Here is a 23,392-nt window from a genome sequence, read left to right as displayed (position 1 = left end):
ATGGAAAATTTTGATTACGATCTGCAATCCATTCAGGAAGCCAGGGATTTGGCACGCCGTGGAGAAGCAGCAGCAAAACAGATGGCTGGTTATACCAGTGAACAGATAGACCGGATATTACAGAACATGGTCAAAACCGCGGAGGAACATGCCGCCTGCCTGGCCCAGATGGCGGTGGAGGAGACCGGTTTTGGAAAGGTTCTTGATAAGACCTATAAAAATCATGCGGCATCCACCCTTCTTTATAATGATATAAAAGAGATCAATACCGTGGGGATCATATGTGAGGACAAGGATAAGGGAACCATGGATGTGGCGGAGCCGGTTGGCCTGATCATGGGCATCGTACCATCCACCAATCCCACCTCCACTGTTATCTACAAGTCCATGATCGCCATAAAGGCTGGCAATGCCATTGTGTTCTCACCCCACCCTTCAGCTGCAAAATGTACCCTGAAGGCAGCAGAACTAATGGGCCGGGCAGCTGAGGAGGCGGGAGCGCCTGAAGGTGTGATCAGCTGCATTTCCATGCCCACCATGGGTGCCACCAATGAACTTATGCACTGCAAGGAAGTATCCATCATCATTGCCACCGGCGGACCAGGCATGGTAAAGGCGGCTTACAGCGCAGGAAAGCCGGCCATTGGTGTGGGCGCCGGCAACTCACCGGCTTACATTGAAAGGACTGCTGATGTGCGCCATGCGGTCAGGACCATCATAGCCAGCAAGACTTTTGACAATGGAACTATCTGTGCATCCGAGCAGTCCATCATCTGCGAGGAATGCAACCATGACCAGGTGGTGGCTGAATTAAAAGCCCAGGGCGGATATTTTATGACAAAGGAAGAGACCGAAAAGGTGTGCAGCCTGCTGTTTAAAAACGGCCACAGCATGAACGCCAAATTTGTGGGCCGCTCTCCCCGGATGATTGCCGAAAAAGCGGGGATCACTATTCCGGAAGGCACAAAAGTCCTGATCGGTGAACAGGGCGGCGTGGGGGAGGGATACCCGCTGTCCTATGAAAAGCTGACCACCGTGCTGGCATTTTACACGGTAAAGGACTGGAAGGAAGCCTGCAAACTGAGCATGGATCTGCTGCAAAACGGCATTGGCCATACCATGAGCTTACATACCCAGGACCGCGGCATGGTGCTTAAGTTTGCAGCCAAGCCGGCATCCAGGATTCTGGTGAACACAGGCGGAAGCCAGGGCGGAACAGGAATCAGCACAGGCCTTAATGTGGCATTTACGCTGGGATGCGGAACCTGCGGCGGAAGCTCTGTTTCGGAGAATGTAAGTCCCATGCAGCTGATCAATATAAAGAAGGTGGCTTACGGCCTGAAAGACTGCGTAACCCTGATGGAAGATGACAAAACCTTCCGTCCGGGCGCGGCTGTTTCAATGCCTGCTCCGGTTTCCGCTCCCAAGGCGCCTTTGGCCTGCTCAAGCTGCGGAGGGAGTATGAGTCCGGCGGCAATCGTGGCAGCCTATGAAGCAAGGAATCATGCAGAGGAACATACGGGCAGCCCGGCCCCATCCGGTGCAGCACCTGCATGCGAAGATGAAAAATTGGCAGCCCTGGTGCGCCAGCTGATCACTACCATGAAAAACCAGCAGGATGCGTAAGGAAAAGGAGACAGCATGGATCAGTATGAGGCAATAATCAGGCTTTTGATGAAAGCTGCAAAGGAGGATGCTTTGGGCAGTCAGGCCAATGGTCAGGATAGCGGTCAGGCCGGTGGTCAGTGCCCTGAGAAGGACGACAGGATCCCTGTAGGCATCTCCAACCGTCATGTACACCTTTCCCGTGAAGATCTGTCGGATCTCTTTGGTGCAGGGTATGAGCTGACAAAGATGAAGGATTTGTCCCAGCCGGGACAATATGCGTGCAAGGAGACAGTTACGATTTGCGGTCCCAAGGGTGCTATTGAGAAGGTCCGGATCCTGGGACCGGTGCGCCCAAGGACACAGGTGGAGATCCTGTCCGGGGACTCCTTTAAACTGGGGATCAAGGCTCCTGCCAGGCTGTCCGGGGACCTGGACAAAACGCCGGGAATTACCATTATAGGCCCCAGGGGCTCTGTCCAGACAAAGGAAGGGCTGATGGCCGCGCAGCGGCATATCCATATGCTGCCCCAGGATGCTGCCCGGTTTGGGGTGCATGACGGACAGAATGTAAGCCTGGAAATAGACGGGATCCGCGGCGGCATTTTGAGAAACACCATTGTGCGCGTAACCGGCCAGTCCGGTCTGGAATGCCACATTGATACGGAGGAAGCCAATGCCCTGGGGCTGGATTCTTCTTCCACTGTAAAGATCATTAAATAAAATAAAAACATAATAGAAATTTCAGGAGGACAATCAAATGAAGTATGATGCATTAGGAATGATCGAAACAAAGGGACTGGTAGGTTCTATCGAAGCAGCTGACGCAATGGTAAAGGCAGCAAATGTTACGCTGATCGGCAAGGAGTTTGTGGGCGGCGGCCTGGTAACCGTAATGGTAAGAGGCGATGTGGGCGCTGTCAAGGCAGCCACTGATGCCGGTGCAGCGGCAGCCCAGAGAGTGGGAGAACTGGTGTCCGTACACGTGATCCCGCGTCCCCATGCAGAGGTGGAGGTCATTCTTCCGGCTGTAAAGGAAGTATAGCCGTAACAGGTTAGGGACCAGATCAGGTTTTGGAAATGCTGCTCATGCCAATGGGCAGCATTTTTTGTGGCTGATTTTCAGCGGCATCCTGATACAAGGATTGCATTTTTCGCCATTAAGTGGTAGGATAAAGCATATCGAGTTAAGAACAGCCGGTGCCGGTGTCTGCTTTGGCAGACAATGGATAATAGGGAAACAGGTGAAAAACCTGTACGATCTCGTCACTGTAAGTAAGGAGCGCATGACCTGCGTCATGTACGGTCACTGATCCGAAGCGGATTGGGAAGGCGGTTATGCGTGTTGATCTGCAAGTCAGGAAACCTGCCAGCTGTTGGTACAGGAATACACTTCCAAATCACGAGTAATTGGTTGTGCCGGTCTGTGGTGCTTCGGAGCGTTCCTATGTTTAAACCATTCATATGTTTTAAACGGTGCATACGTTTCAACCGCGGATTTCTGACTCTTAGACATGGACAGATTTTTTTTGCTTTGGAGATACATATAGTTTGCAGGGCAGGAGACTTTGGGCGGATACATACACGCAAAGAAAACTTCTGCTGCTTGTTTTTGCGAAAAACTGCCGGTTTGAGATATCATCAGATACTGGGGAGGATCCTTCAGTACATTCCTATACCTTTTATAGACCGATATTGTGTTACAAAAAAAGGAGGAAAAGAAAGATGAAAATGAAAAAACTGGTAGTTTTATTTGCGTTAGCAGCCCTGTCAACCACAGTGATGGCCGGGTGTTCAGGCGGGCAGAAGGAGACGGCTGCCGCCGGCGCAGCCCCGGAGACGACCGCGGAGACAACTGCAAAGGAAACTGATTCAGAAACCACAACAGCAGAGGAAACAATGGCAGAAGAAAACGCAGCTGAAGAGGATGAGGAAAACTACGACACAGGTGATGCGTCCCTGGACAATACCAGAAATCAGGACGAGATCGGTGAGAATGAACTTCTGGTGGTCAGCTTTGGTACCAGCTATAATGATAACAGGCGTCTTACAGTGGGATCCATTGAGGATGCCATTGAGAAGGCGTTCCCGGATTATTCCGTGAGAAGAGGATTTACCAGCCAGATCATCATTGACCATGTAAAATCCAGGGATCAGGTCTCCATTGATAATGTGGGGGAAGCATTGGATCGCGCGGTTGACAATAAAGTTAAGAACCTGGTGATCCAGCCGACCCATTTGATGAATGGATTGGAATATACGGATCTTGTGAATGAAGTGGCGGAGTACTCGGATGCGTTTGAGAAGGTTGCAGTGGGAGAGCCTCTGCTTACCACAGATGATGATTTTAAGGCTGTGATCAAGGCTATCACAGAGGCAACAGCCGAGTATGATGACGGAGAGACCGCCATTTGCTTTATGGGTCATGGCACTGAGGCGGAATCCAATCAGGTTTACTCTAAGATGCAGGACATGCTGACAGATGCAGGCTATAAGAATTATTATGTGGGAACAGTGGAGGCATCTCCCACGGTTGAGGATGTTCTGGCAGCTGTTCAGGCCGGCGGCTACAAAAAGGTAGTGCTGGAGCCGTTAATGATTGTTGCAGGTGATCATGCCAACAATGATATGGCGGGGGACGAAGAGGGATCCTGGAAAAAGACCTTCGAGGACGCCGGATATGAGGTGACATGCCTTGTCCGCGGACTTGGGGAGATGGAAGCCATACAGCAGCTCTTTGTGGAGCATGCCAAGGCTGCGGTTGAAAGTCTGTCAAAGTAAATCAAAAGGAAGAATGGGCGGTCGGGGAAGTTTGCTGATCGCCCTTTTAAAGGTGGAACGCATATGAGTTTATATAAAGACAGTTTATGTAAGACCTATTTACGTAAGGCCAGTTTATATAGGACACGATTAGCGGCAGTTATATTTGCCATGAGCCTGATGGCTGCCGGCTGCGGGGGAACAGCTTCCCCAGATGATTCCGGTGGGGCGGTGACCGGGGCACCAGGGACCATGGGATCAGCAAAGGAATCGGAAGAGAACGGAGAGTCCATGGAAACCGGAGAGTCCATGGAAACCGGAGAGTCCATGGAAACCGGAGAAGCCAAAGAAAACAGGGAAGCGGATCATGAAAGCGAGCCGGTCTACGGCGATGAATTGAAAGACGGCGTCTATCCGGTTGCGGTGGAGTCCAGCTCCAATATGTTCCGCATCACCGAATGCGAACTTACGGTCAAGGACGGCTCCATGAGCGCGGTCATGACCATGGGGGGCACGGGGTACCTGAAGCTGTATATGGGTACCGGGGAGGAAGCCCAAAAGGCTTCTGATCAGGATTTTGTCCCTTATGTGGAGACAAAGGACGGAGTACATACATTTACGGTGCCTGTGGCAGCCTTGGATCAGGAGATAGACTGCAGCGCCTTCAGTAAGAATAAAGAGAAATGGTATGACCGGGTCCTGGTGTTCCGATCCCAATCCCTTCCGCTGGATGCATTTGCGGACAGTAAGATGACAACGGTTGAGAGCCTGAAGCTGGAGGATGGGTCCTACACCGTGGAAGTGAAGCTGGAAGGAGGTTCCGGGCGGGCCGCAGTGGAGTCACCCACAGTGCTTCGTGTGGAAGATGGAAAGGCATTGGCAACCATTATCTGGGGAAGTTCCAATTATGATTATATGAAAGTGGATGAAGAGAAATTTGAACTGATCAACACGGAAGGCAATTCCGCCTTTGAGATCCCGGTAAATGGCTTTGACTGGAAAATCCCCGTGATCGCAGACACCATTGCCATGAGCCGGCCCCATGAGATCAGCTACACACTGATCTTTGACTCTTCAACACTAAAAAGGGCTGAATGATGAAAAAAAACAGATATTGTTTAATACTGGCGCTGGTTGCCCTGATTTTTTCCGTCCTTTGGGGCTGTTCTCCTAAAAGAGATCCGTTCATAACGCCCCAGGCCGTGACAGCTCAGTCCACAACGCCTAAGTCCGCAGGAAAATGGAGTGAACAGACAATCCGCCGCACCATGGAACTTCTCTATGCGGACCAGTTTTCAGTGGATTATTATGATGACAACTATGCCATGATCACCATTAAGGACAACAGGCGCTACCTGGTGGTGCCGGAGGACCGGGAGCCATGGGAAGGGCTTCCTGATGATGTGACAGTGATCAGGCAGCCCTTAAAGAATATCTATTTGGCAGCCACCTCAGCCATGGATCTATTTTGCAGTCTGGACAGCGTGGACCGGATCACCCTGTCCGGGACAGATGCCTCAGGATGGTATATCCGGGAGGCAAGGAAGGCGATGGAGGAGGGCAGGATGCTTTTTGCCGGCAAATACAATGCGCCGGATTATGAACGGATCCTGTCAGGCTCATGTGACCTGGCCATTGAATCCACTATGATCTACCATTCGCCCGAGGTAAAGGAGCAGTTGGAAAAGCTGGGGATCCCCGTGTTTGTGGAGCGTTCCAGCTATGAGAACCACCCATTGGGGCGGATGGAGTGGGTAAAGCTGTACGGGGTGATGTTGGGCGGAGAGGAACTGGCAGAGTCCTGTTTTAAAGAGCAGGTGGAACATCTGCAGCCGGTGATGGATCAGGAGGAAACCGGCAAGACAGTGGCTTTTTTCTATATCAGCTCCAACGGATATGTGAATGTGAGAAAATCCGGGGACTATGTGGCCAGGATGATCGACCTTGCAGGAGGAACCTATGTGCCGCAGGATCTGGACGAACATAAAAATGCCCTGTCCACCATGAACATGCAGATGGAGGCCTTTTATGCGACGGTAAAGGATGCGGACTGTCTTATTTACAACAGCACGATCGATGGGGAACTGAGATCACTGGATGAGCTTCTGGATAAAAGCAGCCTGCTGGCTGATTTTAAGGCGGTTAAAGAGGGAAATGTGTGGTGTACGGGGAAGAACCTGTTCCAGGAAACCATGGGACTGGGGGATATGATCCTGGACATTCACAGGATCCTTACAGAGGACGAACCCAAACCACAGGAAATGAATTACATATACCGGCTGGAATAAGCTGACAAATAAGGAGTTGCCCCTATGACAAAAAGGACATATATAAGATACGCGGTTTCCTTTGCATTTCTGACAGCCATGCTGATCCTATTGCTTTTCTGGAATATCAATTCGGGCAGCGTCCACCTGTCGGCGGGGGAAATAGGGAAAATACTGACAGATCAAACAGGGGATAGCACCGCCTATCATATTGTATGGGATATACGGCTTCCCAGGATCCTGGCCGTTGTTATTCTGGGAGGGGCATTGTCCGTGTCCGGTTTCCTGCTCCAGACCTTTTTTGCCAATCCCATTGCAGGTCCCTTTGTGCTGGGTATCTCTTCCGGCGCCAAACTGGTGGTATCCCTGCTGATGATCTTCATGCTGGGAAAGGGGATGTCCGTCAGCTCCGCTGCCATGATCCTGGCAGCCTTTGCAGGCGCCATGATCTCCATGGGTTTTGTCCTTCTTATATCCGGCAAGGTAAAGAAGATGTCCATGCTGGTCATATGCGGGGTGATGATCGGTTATATCTGTTCCGCCATAACGGATTTTGCGGTAACCTTTGCTGATGATGCCAATATTGTGAATCTTCACAACTGGTCTATGGGAAGTTTTTCAGGGATGTCCTGGGAAAATATTCGGGTCATGACAGGGGTCGTCCTCCTGTCGCTATTCCTGGTGTTCCTCATGGCAAAACCCATCAGCGCATATCAGCTGGGAGAGGTGTACGCACAGAACATGGGGGTCAATATCCTGAGATTTAGAGTGGCGTTGATCCTGATGTCCAGCATTCTCTCTGCCTGTGTGACAGCATTTGCAGGCCCTATCTCCTTTGTGGGGATCGCGGTGCCCCACCTGGTAAAGAGCCTGTTTAAGACGGCCAGGCCAATCATGGTGATTCCCGGATGTTTTTTGGGCGGAGCGGTTTTCTGCCTGTTCTGTGATCTGGTTGCCAGGACCGTATTTGCGCCCACAGAGCTCAGTATCAGTTCGGTCACGGCAGTGTTTGGCGCGCCCATTGTCATCTATATGATGGTGCGGGGCAGAAAAGGTATGCAGTAGGGTGAAGCTATGCAGTGAGGTGAAGGAGATAATGGCAGAGGATTACATTTTCACAGAAAATATGACAGTGGGTTATGGCAGGATTCCCCTGATCGAACAGATTGAACTCCATGTGAGGCGGGGAGAGATCGTTACCCTGATCGGGCCAAACGGTGCGGGGAAGTCCACGATTTTGAGAAGTATCATCCGGCAGCTGGGCCTTCTTGGGGGGACCGTATACCTGGATGGACAGTCCATGGAGGGAATGACGGAAAAGCAGATCGCAAGACGCATGTCGGTTCTGATGACTGAGCGGATCCGCCCGGAGCTTATGACCTGCAAGGATGTGGTGGGCACGGGCAGATATCCTTACACGGGAAGGCTGGGGATCCTTACGGCTGCGGATCATGAAAAGGTGAGGGAGGCCATGGAACTGGTACATGCCGGGGAATTGGCAGACCGGGATTTTATGGAGATCAGCGATGGACAAAAACAGAGGATCCTTCTGGCGCGCGCCATCTGCCAGGAGCCCGAGGCAATTGTTCTGGATGAACCAACCTCCTTTTTAGATATACGTCATAAGCTGGAACTGCTGACCATCCTTAAAGACCTGGTCCGCGAAAAAAAGGTGGCAGTGCTCATGTCCCTCCATGAACTGGATCTGGCCCAGAAGCTTTCGGATTTTGTTGTATGTGTAAAGGGAAATGCCATTGAACGCTGCGGTACTCCGGAAGAGATCTTTGTGTCTTCCTATATTAAAGAACTTTATGGCATTACCAAGGGAAGCTATCATGCGGAAATGGGCTGTCTTGAGATGGAGCCGGTGAAAGGAGAGCCAAAAGTTTTTGTCATAGGCGGAAACGGAAGCGGTATACCGGTTTACAGGAGACTGCAGCGCCAGGGAATCCCCTTTGCCGCCGGTATCCTTCACGAGAATGATATGGATTATCCCGTAGCAAAGGCCCTGGCATCGGAGGTGATATCAGAAATCCCCTTTGAGCCCATCCGGGATACAACCTACGAGCGGGCAGTCTCTGTGCTAAAATCCTGTGAACAGGTAATTTGCTGCCTTTCCGGGTTTGGGACCCTGAATGAAAAGAACAGGGAGCTGGCTGAAGTGAAAACATGCCTGAAGGATTTGAGAAAGATTTAAAGACCAGAAATTTATGGAAGCTCGATTTTTGTCAAAGACGTGTCGATGGAAAATTTTGGATGGATCGTCCCGTTTGGCTTGACGCATTCATGGGGATATTGTACACTGGTTAATATAGTATTAAGAACTTTGAATACTTGCAACTGTTACTATCAACATTGAATTCTGCAAATGATTAAATGGGGGTATTGGTATGAGACAGGTCTTAATAATAAGTAAACAGCATGAAACCGTAACTGAATTGGCATCGATCATCCGTTCACTGGGATTTAAACATATTGACAGTGCGTCTGACAGTAAGATGGTCCACACAAAGCTTTACCATAATCCGCCCAGTGTTATTATCTGTGACATGGACATGAACCAGGAGGAACTGACTGTAATAAAGAGGATCCTATCAGGTCCGCTTGCCCGTATTGTCCTTATGCTCACGCCAAAATCAAATGCTGATACGCGTTACCTGGAGCAGATGGGCGGCGAGGCGTCACATTTTCTTATGTCGCCCATGGACAAGGGGAAGCTTCATTATGCATTGGACACGATCTTGGGAGCCGAATAGGCTCCCTTTTTTTGATGCCATGCAAGGAATTCTGATGCCTTGGCTTGCGGATTCATGGAATACTCCTCTGCGCGACATGGGAGCATACCCTCTGCGCGATACGGGAAGGATATCCCTCAGCGCGATGTGGGAAGGATATCCTTTATGGCGATCTGGGGATGGTGATACCGGGGGCGGTCTGACAGCGGGCCGCCGATACGGATAGCTTGGCGGGGACACCAGTGAAAGCAGGCCAGGCAATGGATGCAATTCTTTTCCCAGCAGGGAGTGCTGCCTGTTAGGGTGATATTGGAAGCAGGGCATACCCTTTGGCAGATGCCGCACCCGGAACATGCTGCTTGTTCCACATGGAAATGGTTGGGATTTACCACAAGATTAGTGCCGATCATCTTCACGGCCAGAGCCCGCAGACGCTCTGTTGGAAATGCTGCCGGGGGGAAGGCCTGCCTTCGGTTTTTAATAAAGGCGCTGATCTCCTTGATGGAATGGGAAAAAACCTTAAGTCTTTTTTCAGATTCGGCCAGGGGAGTGATCAGCGCATTACCGGGCATGTTCAGGGTGAAGCCGGCGCACAGGCGGTTGCCCTGTTTTTGGAGCTGCTTGTCCAGTGTGGTCAGACTAATGCCGGGAACGCCGTTGCAGGTAGCAATGGCAAATATATAGGCTTCAGGACGGAAGGTCATTTTTTGGATACATGTAAGAAATTCCCTTGGTATATCGGCAAAATAGACAGGAAATATAAAACCCACAGTGTCATCATCCGTATGGATATGGGACATTATGCGGATTTCCCTGAAAGAATACAGGGAGACAGGATCCTGCCTGCCCTGGATAGAGCGGCCGGCCGGTTCCCTGACCAGCTTTTTGGCCGGTTTAACGGCTAGTTCTTTGACCAGTTCCCTGGCGGTAAACAGGCTGTTGCCTGTGGCGGATAGATAATAGATTTTCATGGTTGCGCCTCCTTGTTTAAGTGATACGCAACCATTATACAGGTTGTACTATGGTACAATGTCAAGAAGTTTTTTTCGTAAGTGTCCGAAAGGCTTGGAAAACGGGACATTCCTCAGGTGTATCCAGATGCCCCTTTATGTCCATCAGATTTTCCTTGGTCCGATCCAGGGCCTTTTTCTTTTCCTCTACCTCTGCCAGCTTTTCTTCTATAATATGCTCCAGATCGACCGTGTCAATGGTCGGACCTTGCAAATGTGAAAATAGTTCTTTGATTTCCCGCAGGGAAAAACCGGCCTCCTTGGCTGTGGAGATAAAATCCAGCAGAACCAGGGTCTCGGACGGATAGGCCCGGTATCCGTTGGCTTCACGCCCGGCTTTTGGAATCAAACCGCTGTTCTCATAGTATCTCAGAGCTTCTCTGTTCAGACGGGCTGTTTTTGCCAGCTGTCCTCTTGAATACGTTTCCATGTAAATGTTTCCTTTCCATATTATTTAGTTTCCCATTGTCCCTTCCCCGGATACCGGGGGGCACAGATACTTGCGGATCAGAAAGATGATGCCCACGGCAGTTACCCCCATCAAGGTTTCCAGGGAACCTGAATGTACCACCACCATTTCCCTGGCAATGGCAAACAGCAGCACCTCCACCACGGCTTCCGGTGTGTGTTTTACCAGCATTTTTACAAATTCGATCCCCACCACCAGGGACAGGGCATCGCCCAGCGACTGATTCAAATCCAGCAGCCGGGGATTGCTTATAAGTGTGCCGGTCAGGTCCACTGCCAGAAGCAAGGCCCCTACCAGGATGGCTGCCAGCAGGATTGCTCCCACACAAAGTTCCAGAAGGGACGATAGTTTGGTGTAGAGAGCAGCTATGTTATGGTTCATGTTTTACCTCGTTCGCTGTGTGCTTATATGGGTCTTACAGGACCGGTGCCGGCGCCGTTTCCCAGTTTGGCGCAGGCCTGGGCAATGTTTAATGCATGGTCGCCGATTCTCTCGTAATCCGTGAGGATTTCAGAGTATAGAATGGATGTCTCCACATGGCAGGTCCCATTTCCCATCCGTTCGATCTGGTTGGCCCGAAAGAGCATGGTCTTATTGTCAATATCCTCTTCCAGGGCAGATGCCTGGCTTAACAGGTTTTGGGGAGTCAGCCGACTGGTATTGCAGATCAAGTGCATGGCAGCCATGGCGGTATCCCTCATTTCCTTCAGCTCCACATGGGCCTGGGATGTCAGTTCCAGGCCGCGTTCCATCATGGTCTGGGCGTACTCGGCAATATTGACGGCATGATCGCCGATCCGCTCCACATTACCGATAATAGTGAACATCCGGCGCAGTGCATCCACCTCCGAGGGAGAGTTTTCTATGGTAAGAACCTTGGAAATGCGCCGTGATAAACGTGCATTAAAGAGATCGATCTCTTCCTCCCGTGCAGTGATTCGTTCCAGTTCTTCCGTATCCTTATCATCAAAAGCCAGGAATCCTTTTTCTACATTTTCAACAGCCAGGCCCAGCATCTGGTTGATGTCTTCCATCAGCTGCTTCCGTGCAATAACGGATACGCCAAGAACATGTTCGGAGGCCAGCAGCTCTTCAAACCAGCGCTCCTCGTCTGCAGGCTGCTGCGGTCGGTCCGGCAGAAGCTTTTCGGAAATATGCGCAAGCTGGGTGCCAAAGGGCAGCAGCAACAGGGTTGTCACAATATTAAACAGGGTATGTACATTGGCGATCTGTGCCGCGGGGTTGCTGGGAGTAAATGCCGCCATCCATGCAGTAAATGGAGTTATGATGCAGACAGCGGTGAACAGGGCGGTCCCGATGATATTAAACATCAAATGAATCAGTGTGGTGCGTTTGGCATCACGGTTTGCGCCAATGGATGCCAGAGCAGCCGTGATACAGGTGCCGATGTTCTGTCCGAACAGTACAAACACGGCACTGTCCAGCCCGATCAGGCCGCTTACGGCCAGAGCCTGGAGAATACCTACGGATGCAGAAGAGGATTGGATGATAGCGGTGAACACAGCGCCGGCCAGAATACCCAGGAAGGGATTGGAAAATTTTGTCATCAGACGCACGAACGCTTCCGATTCCCTTAAAGGTATCATGGCGGCACTCATCATTCCCATGCCCAGGAAAAGGATACCCAGGCCGGCCACAATTCCTCCTGCAAACTGCACTTTTTTCTTTTTGACAAATAAAATAAGCCCAACGCCCACAAAGGCGATCAAGGGGGCGATCGCCCCGATATCAAGTGCAATCAGCTGTCCGGTGATAGTGGTTCCGATATTGGCGCCCATGATGATCCAGACAGCCTGTTTCAGTGTCATGAGCTGGGAATTGACAAAGCCAACCACCATGACTGTGGTGGCGGATGAGGACTGGATGATGGCCGTGATCCCGGCGCCCACGCACACGCCCAGAAAGCGGTTGGCGGTCAGCCGTTCCAGGATTTGTTTCATACGGTTCCCCGCAGCGGCCTCCAGATTGGTGCTCATCATCTGCATTCCATATAAGAATAGCGCAAGACCACCCAGCAGGCTGAAAAACGATTCGATTTTCAAAGTAATATCCCTCCTACGTAAATTAAAAGTCTGTATTTATACAAAAAGACATAGCCTGCATTGGTACATAAATGCAGGTTATGTCTTTTGATTTTTTTGATTTCATCTGTCCATCTGTGATGTATATGAAGATGTGGCCAGCGTCACTTACGGCGTTGTCCATAAGTATATCATTTCCTTTCAGTTTAAAATACAGAGAATGATCCTGTTCTGATGGAATTATATGAGGGACAGGAACAGATGTCAACATCAGGTCCCCAATATTAACAACACTTTAATGTTGGGTGATTTTCAGAAGGTAGGAATTAGTACTAAAATGGTTGGAAAGGGTAGGATCTATGAGGGTTTTCTGGGACCGGGCGGCCTTCTTGAATCTACCGCCTTCTACTGGGAGACCAGGGGCTGGCAGACACGTCAAAGCCACAAATCTATCTTAAAAGGAATTGTAAAAATGCCGGCAAAATATTTTTGGTAGTAAAATGTATCTTATGGGTGGTCAACTCCGGGGAGTATGAAGAAACTGTGTTTTTCAGGTTTATTTCAGGTTGATGTGGTATTTATTATATATACCCTCAGTGGACAAAAGGAGGAAGCGATATGACAATTTTAAAACCATTGACAGCAATTACAGCCATGGCCCTGGCGCTGTCCGTTCCGATGACCTCACTGGCAGCATCCAAGATCAGCAGTGTGTCCTTAAAGATATCCTCAGAGATCGAGGCAGGGGACAGCGGCAGCGATGTGGAAGTGACTACCAGTTCCAGCAAGTATGATGTGTCTGATACGGAAGTGACCAACGAGCCGGATGACGAGTGGGAGGACGGGGATAAGCCCAAGCTGAAGGTGACGCTGACAGCGGATGACGACTATACCTTTGCATCAGGATTTTCCAAAAGCGATGTCAGCTTAAGCGGTGATGACGGTAAGGTGACTTCCGTGAGCCGCAGCAGTGATGAATTGGTGGTATACATCACCCTGGATGCGCTGGACGGGGATGATGGGGATTACGATCTGGATGTAAGCGGCCTGGAGTGGAGTGAATACGATGGGACTGCCGACTGGGACGAGGCGGAGGATGCGAAGCGGTATGAAGTGCGTCTGTACAGAGGAAGCAGCGCCGTAACCTCGGTTTTGACCACCTCGGATACCAGCTATGATTTTTCTTCCTACATCACAAAAAGCGGTTCTTATACCTTTAAGGTACGGGGGGTTTACAGCGCTTCCTATAAGGGAAGCTGGGAGGAATCCGATTCCTGGTATGTATCTTCAGATGAAGCGGAAGAGATAAGCGCAGGCAGCAGCTTGGGCAGCCCTTCCGGCACAAGTGACGGCGCCTGGCTGAAGGATGACGTGGGATGGTGGTACTGTAATGCCGATAAAAGCTATACGGTCAGCAATTGGCAGTATATCAATGGTTATTGGTATTATTTCAACGAGTACGGATACATGGTAACAGGATGGGTTTCCTGGAATTCCCAGTGGTATTACTGCAGTGAATCGGGCGCAATGCTTTCCGGCACCACCACACCGGATGGTTATTATGTGGGGAGTGATGGGGCCTGGGTGCAGTAATTTAATTTTTTTAAATAATAAAGGGATCGTAAATAAGCGCTTAAGTTGTTGCTATGTGTAGTAACACTTTCAGCGCTTTTCCTTTTTGATCCTTATTTTAAATCCGATTCCCCCGCCAACCTGAATGATATAATCAATCCCTCCGTCATATGATAGATAATAAATAATGCATTCGGGTGTGCGATGTTGAAAGAAACAGGTTATGACCGGGAGGCGGCTTTACAATACGCCAGGCAGTGGGCTATGGGAAGAAATCCGCGCTATTTGGATTTTGAACATTTGGGAGGAGACTGCACTAATTTTGCGTCCCAGTGTATTTATGCGGGGAGCAGGGTTATGAATTATACCCCCACCTTGGGATGGTATTATAACAGCAGTTCAGACAGAAGTCCAAGCTGGACAGGAGTGGAGTATCTTTACCGCTTCCTGGTAAAAAACAGATCCGTAGGTCCTTACGGGGCAGTGACTGATGAGGGCGGGGTGCAGCCGGGGGATATTGTGCAGTTGGGCAACAGAAACGGGTATTACCATAGCCCGGTCATTGTCGCCGTGGAAGGTGGGCACATCCTGGTGGCAGCCCACAGTTATGATGCGTATATGCGCCCGCTGGATTCCTACGTGTATGAACAGGCGCGTTTTATCCACATACAGGGGGCGCGCAAATGGTAAGTGACAGCATCGTTGAACTTTTGTCTTTTCTGTGTTATGATTGAAAGGTATCAACATGAACAAGGTTGGAGGGAAGCCCAGGAGATAAAGGGGGTGGGAGGATGGCACAGCCAGGCGGGGGAGGAATGGAAGTATTTCCGGCATCCAGCTTAAGCAGCTCCGGGATTTTTGAACCTGCAAAGGCTTTTAAGTGAATGCATGTCCGGCATTCCTGAGAATAGATAGGATCAGATAGTGAATTACGGCTGGGAGGAAGCATTGAGATGGCTGAACTGGAAATTGAAACAATGGAGGATAATGAGGGTCAAATGGAAGGCCGGGCAGCAGGCCCTATGGCAGACAGGGCAACAGGACCGGCAGCAGGACTGGCAGCAGGCCCCATGGCAGGCTATGAATACAGCACACTGATGCATCTGTTGGGAGTCAGTGTGAGCAAACATCTGTTGGATGAACATTTTACCCTGGTTTGGGCAAATGAGTATTACTATAAACTCATCGGCTGGCCAAAAGACGAATATGAGGCAAGGTTCCATAACCGGCCCGACCTCTATTATGAGAATGACCAGGCTGAGTGGAATGAACTTTCGCAGACCGTGCTCAATGCCATCGCGGCCCATCAGACCGGATATCAGATGGTGTCACGGATCCGCCGCAGAAATGGAGATCATGTGTGGGTGCAGTTTTCAACCAGGTTTGCAGACGAATATATCGATGGATACCAGGTGGCCTATTCTGTACTTACCAATATTGATAAAGTGGTGCACATGCAGAAGGAGCAGTCCGTTACATACGAAAGCCTGCCGGGATTTGTGGCCAAATATCAGGTCCGGCAGACAGGGGGAGATGTTAACCTCACCTTGCTGGAAGCAAATTCCCGTTTTTTGGAATACTTTGGGAAAGATGGCAACCGCGTCACAAGCTCTTTATACAGGAAGAATATACAGGATAACATTGAAACCATTAATGAGTATAGGGCAGACATGCTTTCAGGCGCACCGCTCCATTTTGTCATGCATGTGGAGAGCAGATATGGACAGGCTCTGTGGCTTCAGATCAATGCCACCTGTGTGGACTGGCAGGAAGGATGCCCGGTTTACCTTGCGATCTTCATTGATATCACGGATGTGACGGAGATGAGAAGGATGCAGAAAAAGCTGACCGAACAGACAGAAGCCCTGAGGGATGCTCTGACTGTGGCGGAGCGGGCGAACCGCGCCAAGTCGGACTTCCTTTCCCGGATGAGCCACGAGATCCGTACCCCTATGAACGCGATCATTGGTATGACCACCATTGCTGCCGCATATATAGAAGAACGCCAGAGAGTAGAAGATTGTCTGGAGAAAATCGGATATTCATCCAAGCACCTGATGTCCCTGATCAACGACATTCTGGATATGTCCAAAATTGACGAGGGTAAAATGCAGATCGCCCATGAAGTATTTAACCTGGAAACAGTGGCAGAGTCCATTACTTCCATTATTTATCCCCAGGCATTGGAAAAGGGGCTGGCCTTTACCGTTCCGCTGGTGGAACTTACAGATACCGTTCTGGTGGGGGACGCCCTGAGACTGAACCAGGTGCTGCTCAACCTTTTATCCAATGCACTTAAGTTCACACCCGGGGGAGGTACCATACGTATGGAGATCCGTCAGCTGCAGCATGCGGGCACCAGGGCGCGCATGCGGTTTACAGTCGGTGATACCGGTATCGGCATGAGCCGGGAGTTTATGGAACGGCTGTTCACACCCTTTGAGCAGGAGAGCGCGTCCACGGGAAAGAGGTTTGGCGGAACCGGCCTTGGAATGGCGATCACCAAAAACCTGGTCACACTGATGGGAGGGACGATCTCTGTAAAAAGTGAGGTGGAAAAGGGGACGGCATTTACTGTGGAACTGGATTTTGAAGTTCCGGAAGGGGAGTGCGGTATACAGGCCCAGAAGCAGCCTGCTCTGGAGTCCCTGAAGGTGCTGGTTTCTGATGATGACAGGGACAGCTGTACCCATACATCTCTTTTGCTGAAGAATCTGGGCATTCAGGCGCATTGGGCCATGACCGGTGAGGAATGTGTGAAAAAGGTTGGGGAAGCGCACCGGGTCGGACAGGACTATGACGTGTGCCTTATTGACTGGAAGATGCCTGATATTGACGGCATAGAGGTGACCCGGAGGATCCGGGAACTGGTGGGTAAGGATACCACCATCATTATCATTACAGCCTATGACTGGAGCATGATCGAACAGCGTGCAAGGGAGGCTGGCGCCAATGCCTTTTTGGCAAAACCTATTTTTGCGTCCACACTTTATAATACCCTGCTCACGGTGACTGGGATCAACAAGGCGGTGATGATCCCCGCCCCTGGGGGTCATCCCAATCACCCGGAACTGGCAGGCCGCCACGTACTTCTGGCAGAGGATAATGACCTTAACAGGGAAATTGCCGTGGAACTTCTGAAGATGACAAGCATTACAGTGGATTACGCGGAAAATGGCAGAGAAGCATTGGAAAAATTCCTGTCCCAGGGGGACCTGTATGACCTTATTCTGATGGATGTGCAGATGCCTGTGATGGATGGATACCAGGCAACGGAAGCCATCCGCAGATCCGGCCGGCCCAGGGCGCAGACCATACCCATTATAGCCATGACCGCGGACGCATTCCACGAGGATGTGGTACAGGCCCTGGCAGCAGGGATGGATGGGCATTTGTCCAAGCCCATTGACCCAAACCTGCTGTATCAAACCCTTGCTGATATGTTAAGTAAAAATGATTAAGGCTCCAAATATTTCTTGATCTCCTGCATCATAGCCGGAATGTCCAGCGGTTTTGCTAAATGGCTGTTCATTCCGGCTTTTTTAGCCTCCTCCATGTCCTCTGCAAAGGCATCTGCCGTTATGGCAAAGATGGGGATGGCGAGGGCATCGGGGCGGTCCATGGTACGGATCTGCCTGGCCGCGTCATAGCCGTTCATAATGGGCATCTGTATATCCATCAGTATCAGGTCAAAATACCCGGGAACCGACTGGGCAAAAAACTCCACACATTCCTGACCATTGACAGCTGTCTCTACCTGAGCGCCCGCACTTATGAGCAGTTCAAGGGAAATTTCCCTGTTCAATTCATTGTCCTCTGCCATGAGGATCCTTCTGCCGGTAAGGTTTACTCTGTCATCCTGCCATTGGGGATACCCGTCCTCATGGAGGACATGCTGCCGGATACAGTGGTAGAGGGTGGATTTAAAAAATGGTTTCTGGATAAATCCATTGACCCCTGCTTCCATGGCCTCCTTTTCAATGCTGATCCAGTCGTAAGCTGAGACAATGATCACAGGCAGGTCATATCCCGCCTGGAGGCGGATGGCCTGTGCTGCCTGTACCCCGCTTAGATCCGGCATTTTCCAGTCCAGCAGGGCCAGATCGTAATCCCTGCCCTCAAGGTGGGCAGCCACTGCTTTTTCCACAGCCTCCTGTCCGCTGGATGTGATGTCCGCAGTCATTCCCAGTTCCTTAAGAAATTCGCTGGCAGAACGGCAGGTATCTGAGTCATCATCCGCCACAAGGATCCGGATGCGGGGCAATGACATATCCGGCAGGGCAATACCGGAGGGAATGGGCAGATCCAGGTCAACCGTGAATACGGAACCCTGTCCGGGCCGGCTTTCCACAACTATGGTGCCATCCATCCTGTCCACGATCATCTTTGTAATGGCCATTCCAAGGCCGGTGCCCTCTATCTTATTGACCCGGTCATCATGTTCACGGGTAAAGGAGTCAAAAATATGTTCCAGGAATTCCGGGCTCATGCCTATACCGGTATCTGACACACGGAATCTGAGATGAGCCAGGCCTTGACGGCGGGAAGGAAGCTCTGTCACGTCCACGCTGACGGACCCGCCCTCAGGGGTGAATTTTACCGCGTTGGAGAGCAGGTTCAGCAGGATCTGGTTTAGGCGGAGGGAATCAAAACACAATGACTCATGTTCGATCCCGTGGAGCCGTATATCAAAGGTCAGGTTCTTGGCAGCGGCGGAGGGCTGGATGATGCCCACAAGGCTGGTAAAGAGAGGCTCCAGGGAAGCGGTCTCCTGGTTCAGCACCATTTTCCCGCTTTCAATCTTAGACATATCCAGTATATCATTGATCAGTCCCACCAGCAGCTGGCCAGAAAGCCCAATCTTCTTCAGGTAATCACTGACCTTATCCGATTCATGGATATGATCCATGGCCAGCCTTGTCATTCCAAGGATGGCGTTCATGGGCGTCCGGATATCATGGGACATATTGGAGAGAAAACGGCTTTTAGCCGCATTCGCACTTTCCGCAGCCTTTCGGGCATTTTCCTCAGCCAAGAGGATCCTGCGGGCGGAATTACGGTAGATCATAAAAAATGCTCCCATGACAGAGGCACATGCAAAGATCAGAAAAAGAAACAGCAGGGAATCCTGGACAATGCTGTTTGCCTGCTCCATGATGACCCGGTTGGGGATGATGGAGACCACGTACCAGTCCGGAACCTGTTCCATGGGGACATAGCAGAATACATAGTCCTCCTTCTGGTACCGGAACCGGGCAGCGCCCCTTCGGCTGTTTTCCAGGGAAGCCTGGAAAGAATCAATTTCCCGGGAATCATTGCCCTGCAGGTCGATGATGTCAAAAAGGTTCTGGAAGGTGCGGTTGCTGTTGCGGTGTTGGGAGCGGATCAGTATATCCCCTTCCCGGTCCACCACGTAGGAGAATCCGGTATTGTTGTAAAAGGAAAGGGAGAACCGGTCTGCAATCTCCGACAGGGGCTGCGTTTTCTGGACAAAACCCTGAGAGCCGTCCGGCCATAAAAAACGTTCATAATACGCAAGGGTCCATACCCCTGTGCGTCCGTCCAGGAACGGCTTGCGGATTCCGCTGCCCTGAAGGCCCCTGAATATCTCCAGTTGATCCGGGTCCAGCGGCCATTCCCCTTCCAGCTGCGGTGTGTAGACGGTACCCGTATCCAGATTCACACAAAAGCAGGAGGAATTACCGGCACCGGCAAGTAGCAGCTTTTCATGGAGTTTATCCTCGTGAAAGGAACTCTCAGCGGCCAGGTCGGCGGCCAGCCAGTGGACCATCTCCTTATCCTTTTCCAGATAAGTATCAAGGGCATGACGGCCCTGGACCGTTACCTCCAGGATATCGGTCACGGATTTATTCCACAGGGCACGCTGTACGGAGGTAATATAATAAAGGCCTCCCGCAAGGGTCACGGCCACGGATAGGCATACCAGGATGATATTCCTTTTTTGTCCCTTTTTCATGATGCATCATCCCCCTGCTTTTCATTGTTCCAGGCCTCGGTCAATCCCTCCATGTGGGACACAGCCAGGTCCGCGCTGCCGCCCTCCAGCATGGTCCGGATACACTGGCGGGACATATCCCAGATTGGAAACTTCAGATTATCGTCAGAGCCGATCACACTGCGGCCATTGGTAAGGTAAGGGCCGATGGGCTGGATGGCTGCATCCTCCGCCAGCCGGTTTTCCTTCAGAGGACTGAAGGAACTTTGGCTGTCCACAAATTCCCACAGGACTTCGCTTTGAGTCAGATATTCCACAAACTCCATGGCCTCTTTCTGATGAGGGCTGTCCCCATTGATGCTGACACGGGTGTCCACATTGATGACAAGCACGCATCCATCATCCATAACAGGGTAAGGATGCACCTCAAAGCGGAAGCCGGGGTCCAGTTCACGCAGGCGTGTTACTGCCCAGGCTCCGGTGAGCATAAAGGGCTGCTTTCCGCTGGAAAACAGTACCAGATCATCCTTGGTCTTAGTGGTGGCAAGGGCTTCCTGGCGGTCGACCCACCCCAGGTCCAGCATCTGCTGCACAAGCTCAAATCCCGGACGCAGGGCTTCTGCCAGGCTGGTTTCCCCGCTGTTAAAGCGCGCCAGCCGGGAGACTGTATCCTGGGTCTGGTAGCAGGGGAGCAGGGATTTTGCGATCACAATGGTTTTTAGTGAGATGTCATTGTTTGCAACAATAGGTGTAATGCCCCGGGAGACAAAGTAGTTGCAGACATCCTCAAACTCCGTCAGGTTTTCCGGAACCTTTTGGCCATGTTCCTTCAACAGATCCAGGTTGCAGTACAGGCCAAAGGCGGAGATGGAAGTGGGAAGGTAATGAATGGTTCCATCCACAGTCATCTGGCTTTTGGCCAGGTCGCTGAAGTCATCAAGGGTGGAAATGCCGGAAAGGTCAGCCAGTCTGCCGCTGCCGCCCAGGTTCAGGACATGCTCGTGGTCTACCATGAAGATATCATCCCCATTTCCGGTGTCCAGCCTTTTGTCCAGGACTTCAAAATATTCCGGGCTTTTGATGCCGTCATAGGAGATAGAAATATGAGGATATACATCCATAAAACCGTGAAGTGCATCTTCAATTGCCATTACATTAAGTGCTTCATATTTATAACCGAAAAAAGTCAGCGGGATCATCGGTCCATCATCGGTTCCGGTACTGTCAAAAACAATATTTTCCCCCTGGTCTGCAGTGCATCCGCACATTGCGCCAACTGTCAGGATCGTGGATAAAGCGGCCGCCAGGGCCGTGGTCAGGATGTTTGCAAAGGAGCGCCTTTGTCTTTTCATATTCTTCCCCTTAGAGTTTCCCCTCATGTTTTTCTCATTTAAGTATAAACCTCATTGTATCACGATATCCGCGGCTGTACAAGGGGATTTGGATATGATATGAACAGAGTGCAAGGACGGCCTGGCAGATGACCGGGGATACCGGCCGGCAGGCGTTAAGGTGTTAAGATTTGAGATGTGAAGATTTAAAATATGAAGATGTATTGTATCAGGACAAGAAGGCGCGGACCTGCTGTTCCTCCTGTTCCCAGAGATGCTTCAGTTCGGAAGAAAACATTTCCGGTCTTTCCTCCTGGAGAAAGCTTGTAAGCCGGGATACACAGTCCCTGTACTCGGCATGTAGGCGGCGGTTTTTTAACCGTGATAATATCAGTGGATATTTCCATACCATCAGGACCTTGATGCTGCCATAACACTCCCGCACCGTGGAAAGGGGGCAGTGATCCTCTATGAATGTGAGGCATGCCTCAAAACACAGGTAGCTTTTTTCTTCTGACTGCAGAAACAGGAAATGTCTGATCAGGGCAGCTCGTTTTGCAGGGTCAGCTGATTCCCAGGTACACAGGAATATGTTTTGGACGGTCAGGTGCAGCAGCTGCAGGCTCTCCACATAAAGCCGGATTCCCTCACGGATGGAGGATCTGGAAAGATCAATGTCGGCCGGCTCCATACAGACCAGGGTTCCTTTCCCGTGGTAGGACCTGGTCATACCAAGCTCTTCCAGCAGCCCCAATGTCCGGCGCACGGTCATCAGAGGGATTCCATACCGGTCCACCAATTGGGGAAGGGACGGAAGATAGGTGCCTTGGGGGTAGGTGCCTTTTAGGATCTCCCGGATGAGCAGGGAGGCAAAGGAGTAGCGAAGCTGGGGCCTTTGCCTGTAAATGTTCCAGTGGAATGGAATTGGCGCGGCATCCTTTAGCCCGGGGTCCAGGGACATTTCGTCCATAAAAGCAAACAGAGCCTGAAGGGATCTGCCGTAGGAGTGAGCTGCCTCGGCGCGCAATGCCTCAATGGTCTCCTCACGGGAGAAGCCGGCCAGTTCCTTTCTGCCAGTCAGTGTCTCCATCCCATTGGTAAGGTAGGGAAAGCGGAGGTAGCGGACGGTTTCCCATAAAAGATTCATGGCCAGCCGGTTGTCCAGGGCGCCCACTGCCAGCAGATAGAATTCCACGGGTATGGATACCATGTTTAACGAGGGGTCCATGATACCGCGGCGAAGGGATTCCCAGTCATTGTCATCCCATTTGCGCAGCCCCTCTTTCCAGAGGGGTTCCAGGAGATAGGAGCCGGATTGGGAAATGCCCAGGATCCCCTCCCTTCTGGGTATGAAATATTCGGCAGCATTTTTTTTCATCTGGCCGGGGGACAGATCATAGGTCACAACCGCAGCTTTTCTGGCATCGACTTTTATCAGTTCCTCCTGCTCCAGCATGGACAGTGCGGAGCGTATGGTGGTGGGGGCCAGATGGAAGATATCAGATATTTTTGGAATGGATGGGAGCTTGTCACCGCAGGTATAACAGCCCAGGAGGATCCGGGCTTCGTAATATTCGTATACAAGTCTGTACAGACCATTGTCTTTTTTCATGTCATCACCTCGTTTCTCTATTTTATCACAAGG

General features: G+C 50.9%; 19 protein-coding genes and 1 riboswitch. Of the genes, 12 read left to right on the top strand and 7 right to left on the bottom strand.

Annotation, left to right across the window (positions count from 1 at the left end):
* The 9 genes from CLFS41_RS09355 to CLFS41_RS09315 all read left to right on the top strand — a co-directional run bounded on the left by CLFS41_RS09355 (nucleotide 1) and on the right by CLFS41_RS09315 (nucleotide 9,388).
* On the top strand, nucleotides 1–1,626 hold the full coding sequence (locus CLFS41_RS09355) for an acetaldehyde dehydrogenase (acetylating) (protein ID WP_045092123.1): 1,626 nt from the start codon (nucleotides 1–3) through the stop codon (nucleotides 1,624–1,626).
* Nucleotides 1,627–1,641: 15 nt separating this feature from the next.
* A complete protein-coding gene (locus CLFS41_RS09350) occupies nucleotides 1,642–2,328 on the top strand; it encodes a phosphate propanoyltransferase (protein WP_007859081.1) in 687 nt (228 codons plus the stop codon).
* 37 nt (nucleotides 2,329–2,365) lie between these two features.
* Nucleotides 2,366–2,650 (top strand): ethanolamine utilization microcompartment protein EutM, encoded by a 285-nt coding sequence (gene eutM / locus CLFS41_RS09345; RefSeq protein ID WP_007859079.1) that lies wholly within the window; start codon nucleotides 2,366–2,368, stop codon nucleotides 2,648–2,650.
* A 136-nt stretch (nucleotides 2,651–2,786) separates the two neighbouring features.
* Nucleotides 2,787–2,994, top strand: a riboswitch (cobalamin riboswitch).
* Between the two features lie 336 nt (nucleotides 2,995–3,330).
* Complete coding sequence (locus CLFS41_RS09340; RefSeq protein WP_045092122.1) at nucleotides 3,331–4,386, top strand: sirohydrochlorin cobaltochelatase; 1,056 nt, start codon at nucleotides 3,331–3,333, stop codon at nucleotides 4,384–4,386.
* Between the two features lie 63 nt (nucleotides 4,387–4,449).
* Complete coding sequence (locus CLFS41_RS09335; RefSeq protein ID WP_007859074.1) at nucleotides 4,450–5,463, top strand: hypothetical protein; 1,014 nt, start codon at nucleotides 4,450–4,452, stop codon at nucleotides 5,461–5,463.
* Nucleotides 5,460–6,653, top strand: a complete 1,194-nt coding sequence (locus tag CLFS41_RS09330) for an ABC transporter substrate-binding protein (RefSeq protein WP_007859073.1) — start codon at nucleotides 5,460–5,462, stop codon at nucleotides 6,651–6,653. Before CLFS41_RS09335 ends, CLFS41_RS09330 begins: the two co-directional genes overlap by 4 nt.
* Before the next feature lie 24 nt (nucleotides 6,654–6,677).
* A complete protein-coding gene (locus CLFS41_RS09325; RefSeq protein ID WP_007859072.1) occupies nucleotides 6,678–7,697 on the top strand; it encodes an iron ABC transporter permease in 1,020 nt (339 codons plus the stop codon).
* Between the two features lie 31 nt (nucleotides 7,698–7,728).
* The gene (locus CLFS41_RS09320) at nucleotides 7,729–8,829 is read left to right on the top strand and encodes an ABC transporter ATP-binding protein (RefSeq protein ID WP_007859071.1); all 1,101 of its coding nucleotides are present in this window, start codon (nucleotides 7,729–7,731) and stop codon (nucleotides 8,827–8,829) included.
* A gap of 193 nt (nucleotides 8,830–9,022) precedes the next feature.
* A complete protein-coding gene (locus CLFS41_RS09315) occupies nucleotides 9,023–9,388 on the top strand; it encodes a response regulator (protein ID WP_007859070.1) in 366 nt (121 codons plus the stop codon).
* 116 nt (nucleotides 9,389–9,504) lie between these two features.
* Here the strand turns inward: CLFS41_RS09315 and CLFS41_RS09310 are convergent, their stop codons facing one another.
* The 4 genes from CLFS41_RS09310 to CLFS41_RS09295 form a co-directional block, all read right to left on the bottom strand.
* Nucleotides 9,505–10,338, bottom strand: a complete 834-nt coding sequence (locus CLFS41_RS09310) for an EFR1 family ferrodoxin (RefSeq protein ID WP_045092121.1) — start codon at nucleotides 10,336–10,338, stop codon at nucleotides 9,505–9,507.
* A 61-nt stretch (nucleotides 10,339–10,399) separates the two neighbouring features.
* Nucleotides 10,400–10,807 (bottom strand): MerR family transcriptional regulator, encoded by a 408-nt coding sequence (locus CLFS41_RS09305; RefSeq protein WP_045092120.1) that lies wholly within the window; start codon nucleotides 10,805–10,807, stop codon nucleotides 10,400–10,402.
* 24 nt (nucleotides 10,808–10,831) lie between these two features.
* Nucleotides 10,832–11,227, bottom strand: coding sequence for a hypothetical protein (locus tag CLFS41_RS09300; protein ID WP_007859067.1), 396 nt, complete (start codon nucleotides 11,225–11,227; stop codon nucleotides 10,832–10,834).
* 23 nt (nucleotides 11,228–11,250) lie between these two features.
* Complete coding sequence (locus tag CLFS41_RS09295) at nucleotides 11,251–12,909, bottom strand: Na/Pi cotransporter family protein (RefSeq protein ID WP_045092119.1); 1,659 nt, start codon at nucleotides 12,907–12,909, stop codon at nucleotides 11,251–11,253.
* A 597-nt stretch (nucleotides 12,910–13,506) separates the two neighbouring features.
* Between CLFS41_RS09295 and CLFS41_RS09285 the strand changes: the two genes are divergently transcribed.
* The 3 genes from CLFS41_RS09285 (at nucleotide 13,507) to CLFS41_RS09275 (ending at nucleotide 17,921) form a co-directional block, all read left to right on the top strand.
* Nucleotides 13,507–14,481, top strand: a complete 975-nt coding sequence (locus CLFS41_RS09285; protein ID WP_007859063.1) for a hypothetical protein — start codon at nucleotides 13,507–13,509, stop codon at nucleotides 14,479–14,481.
* Nucleotides 14,482–14,664: 183 nt separating this feature from the next.
* Entirely contained in the window at nucleotides 14,665–15,150 is a 486-nt protein-coding gene (locus CLFS41_RS09280) for an amidase domain-containing protein (RefSeq protein ID WP_040414919.1), read from the top strand.
* Nucleotides 15,151–15,413: 263 nt separating this feature from the next.
* Complete coding sequence (locus CLFS41_RS09275) at nucleotides 15,414–17,921, top strand: response regulator (protein WP_330393573.1); 2,508 nt, start codon at nucleotides 15,414–15,416, stop codon at nucleotides 17,919–17,921.
* Here CLFS41_RS09275 and CLFS41_RS09270 read toward each other — a convergent pair.
* The 3 genes from CLFS41_RS09270 to CLFS41_RS09260 form a co-directional block, all read right to left on the bottom strand.
* Nucleotides 17,918–20,437 (bottom strand): response regulator, encoded by a 2,520-nt coding sequence (locus CLFS41_RS09270; protein WP_045092117.1) that lies wholly within the window; start codon nucleotides 20,435–20,437, stop codon nucleotides 17,918–17,920. The genes CLFS41_RS09275 and CLFS41_RS09270 overlap by 4 nt on opposite strands.
* Entirely contained in the window at nucleotides 20,434–21,768 is a 1,335-nt protein-coding gene (locus CLFS41_RS09265; protein WP_052665687.1) for an extracellular solute-binding protein, read from the bottom strand. Before CLFS41_RS09265 ends, CLFS41_RS09270 begins: the two co-directional genes overlap by 4 nt.
* A 208-nt stretch (nucleotides 21,769–21,976) precedes the next feature.
* Nucleotides 21,977–23,359, bottom strand: a complete 1,383-nt coding sequence (locus CLFS41_RS09260; protein WP_045092116.1) for a GntR family transcriptional regulator — start codon at nucleotides 23,357–23,359, stop codon at nucleotides 21,977–21,979.
* Nucleotides 23,360–23,392: the final 33 nt, after the last annotated feature.

The organism is Clostridium sp. FS41 (genome assembly GCF_000954015.1).
GTDB lineage: Bacteria > Bacillota > Clostridia > Lachnospirales > Lachnospiraceae > Enterocloster > Enterocloster citroniae.
This window is presented reverse-complemented; position numbering and strand designations above follow the sequence as displayed.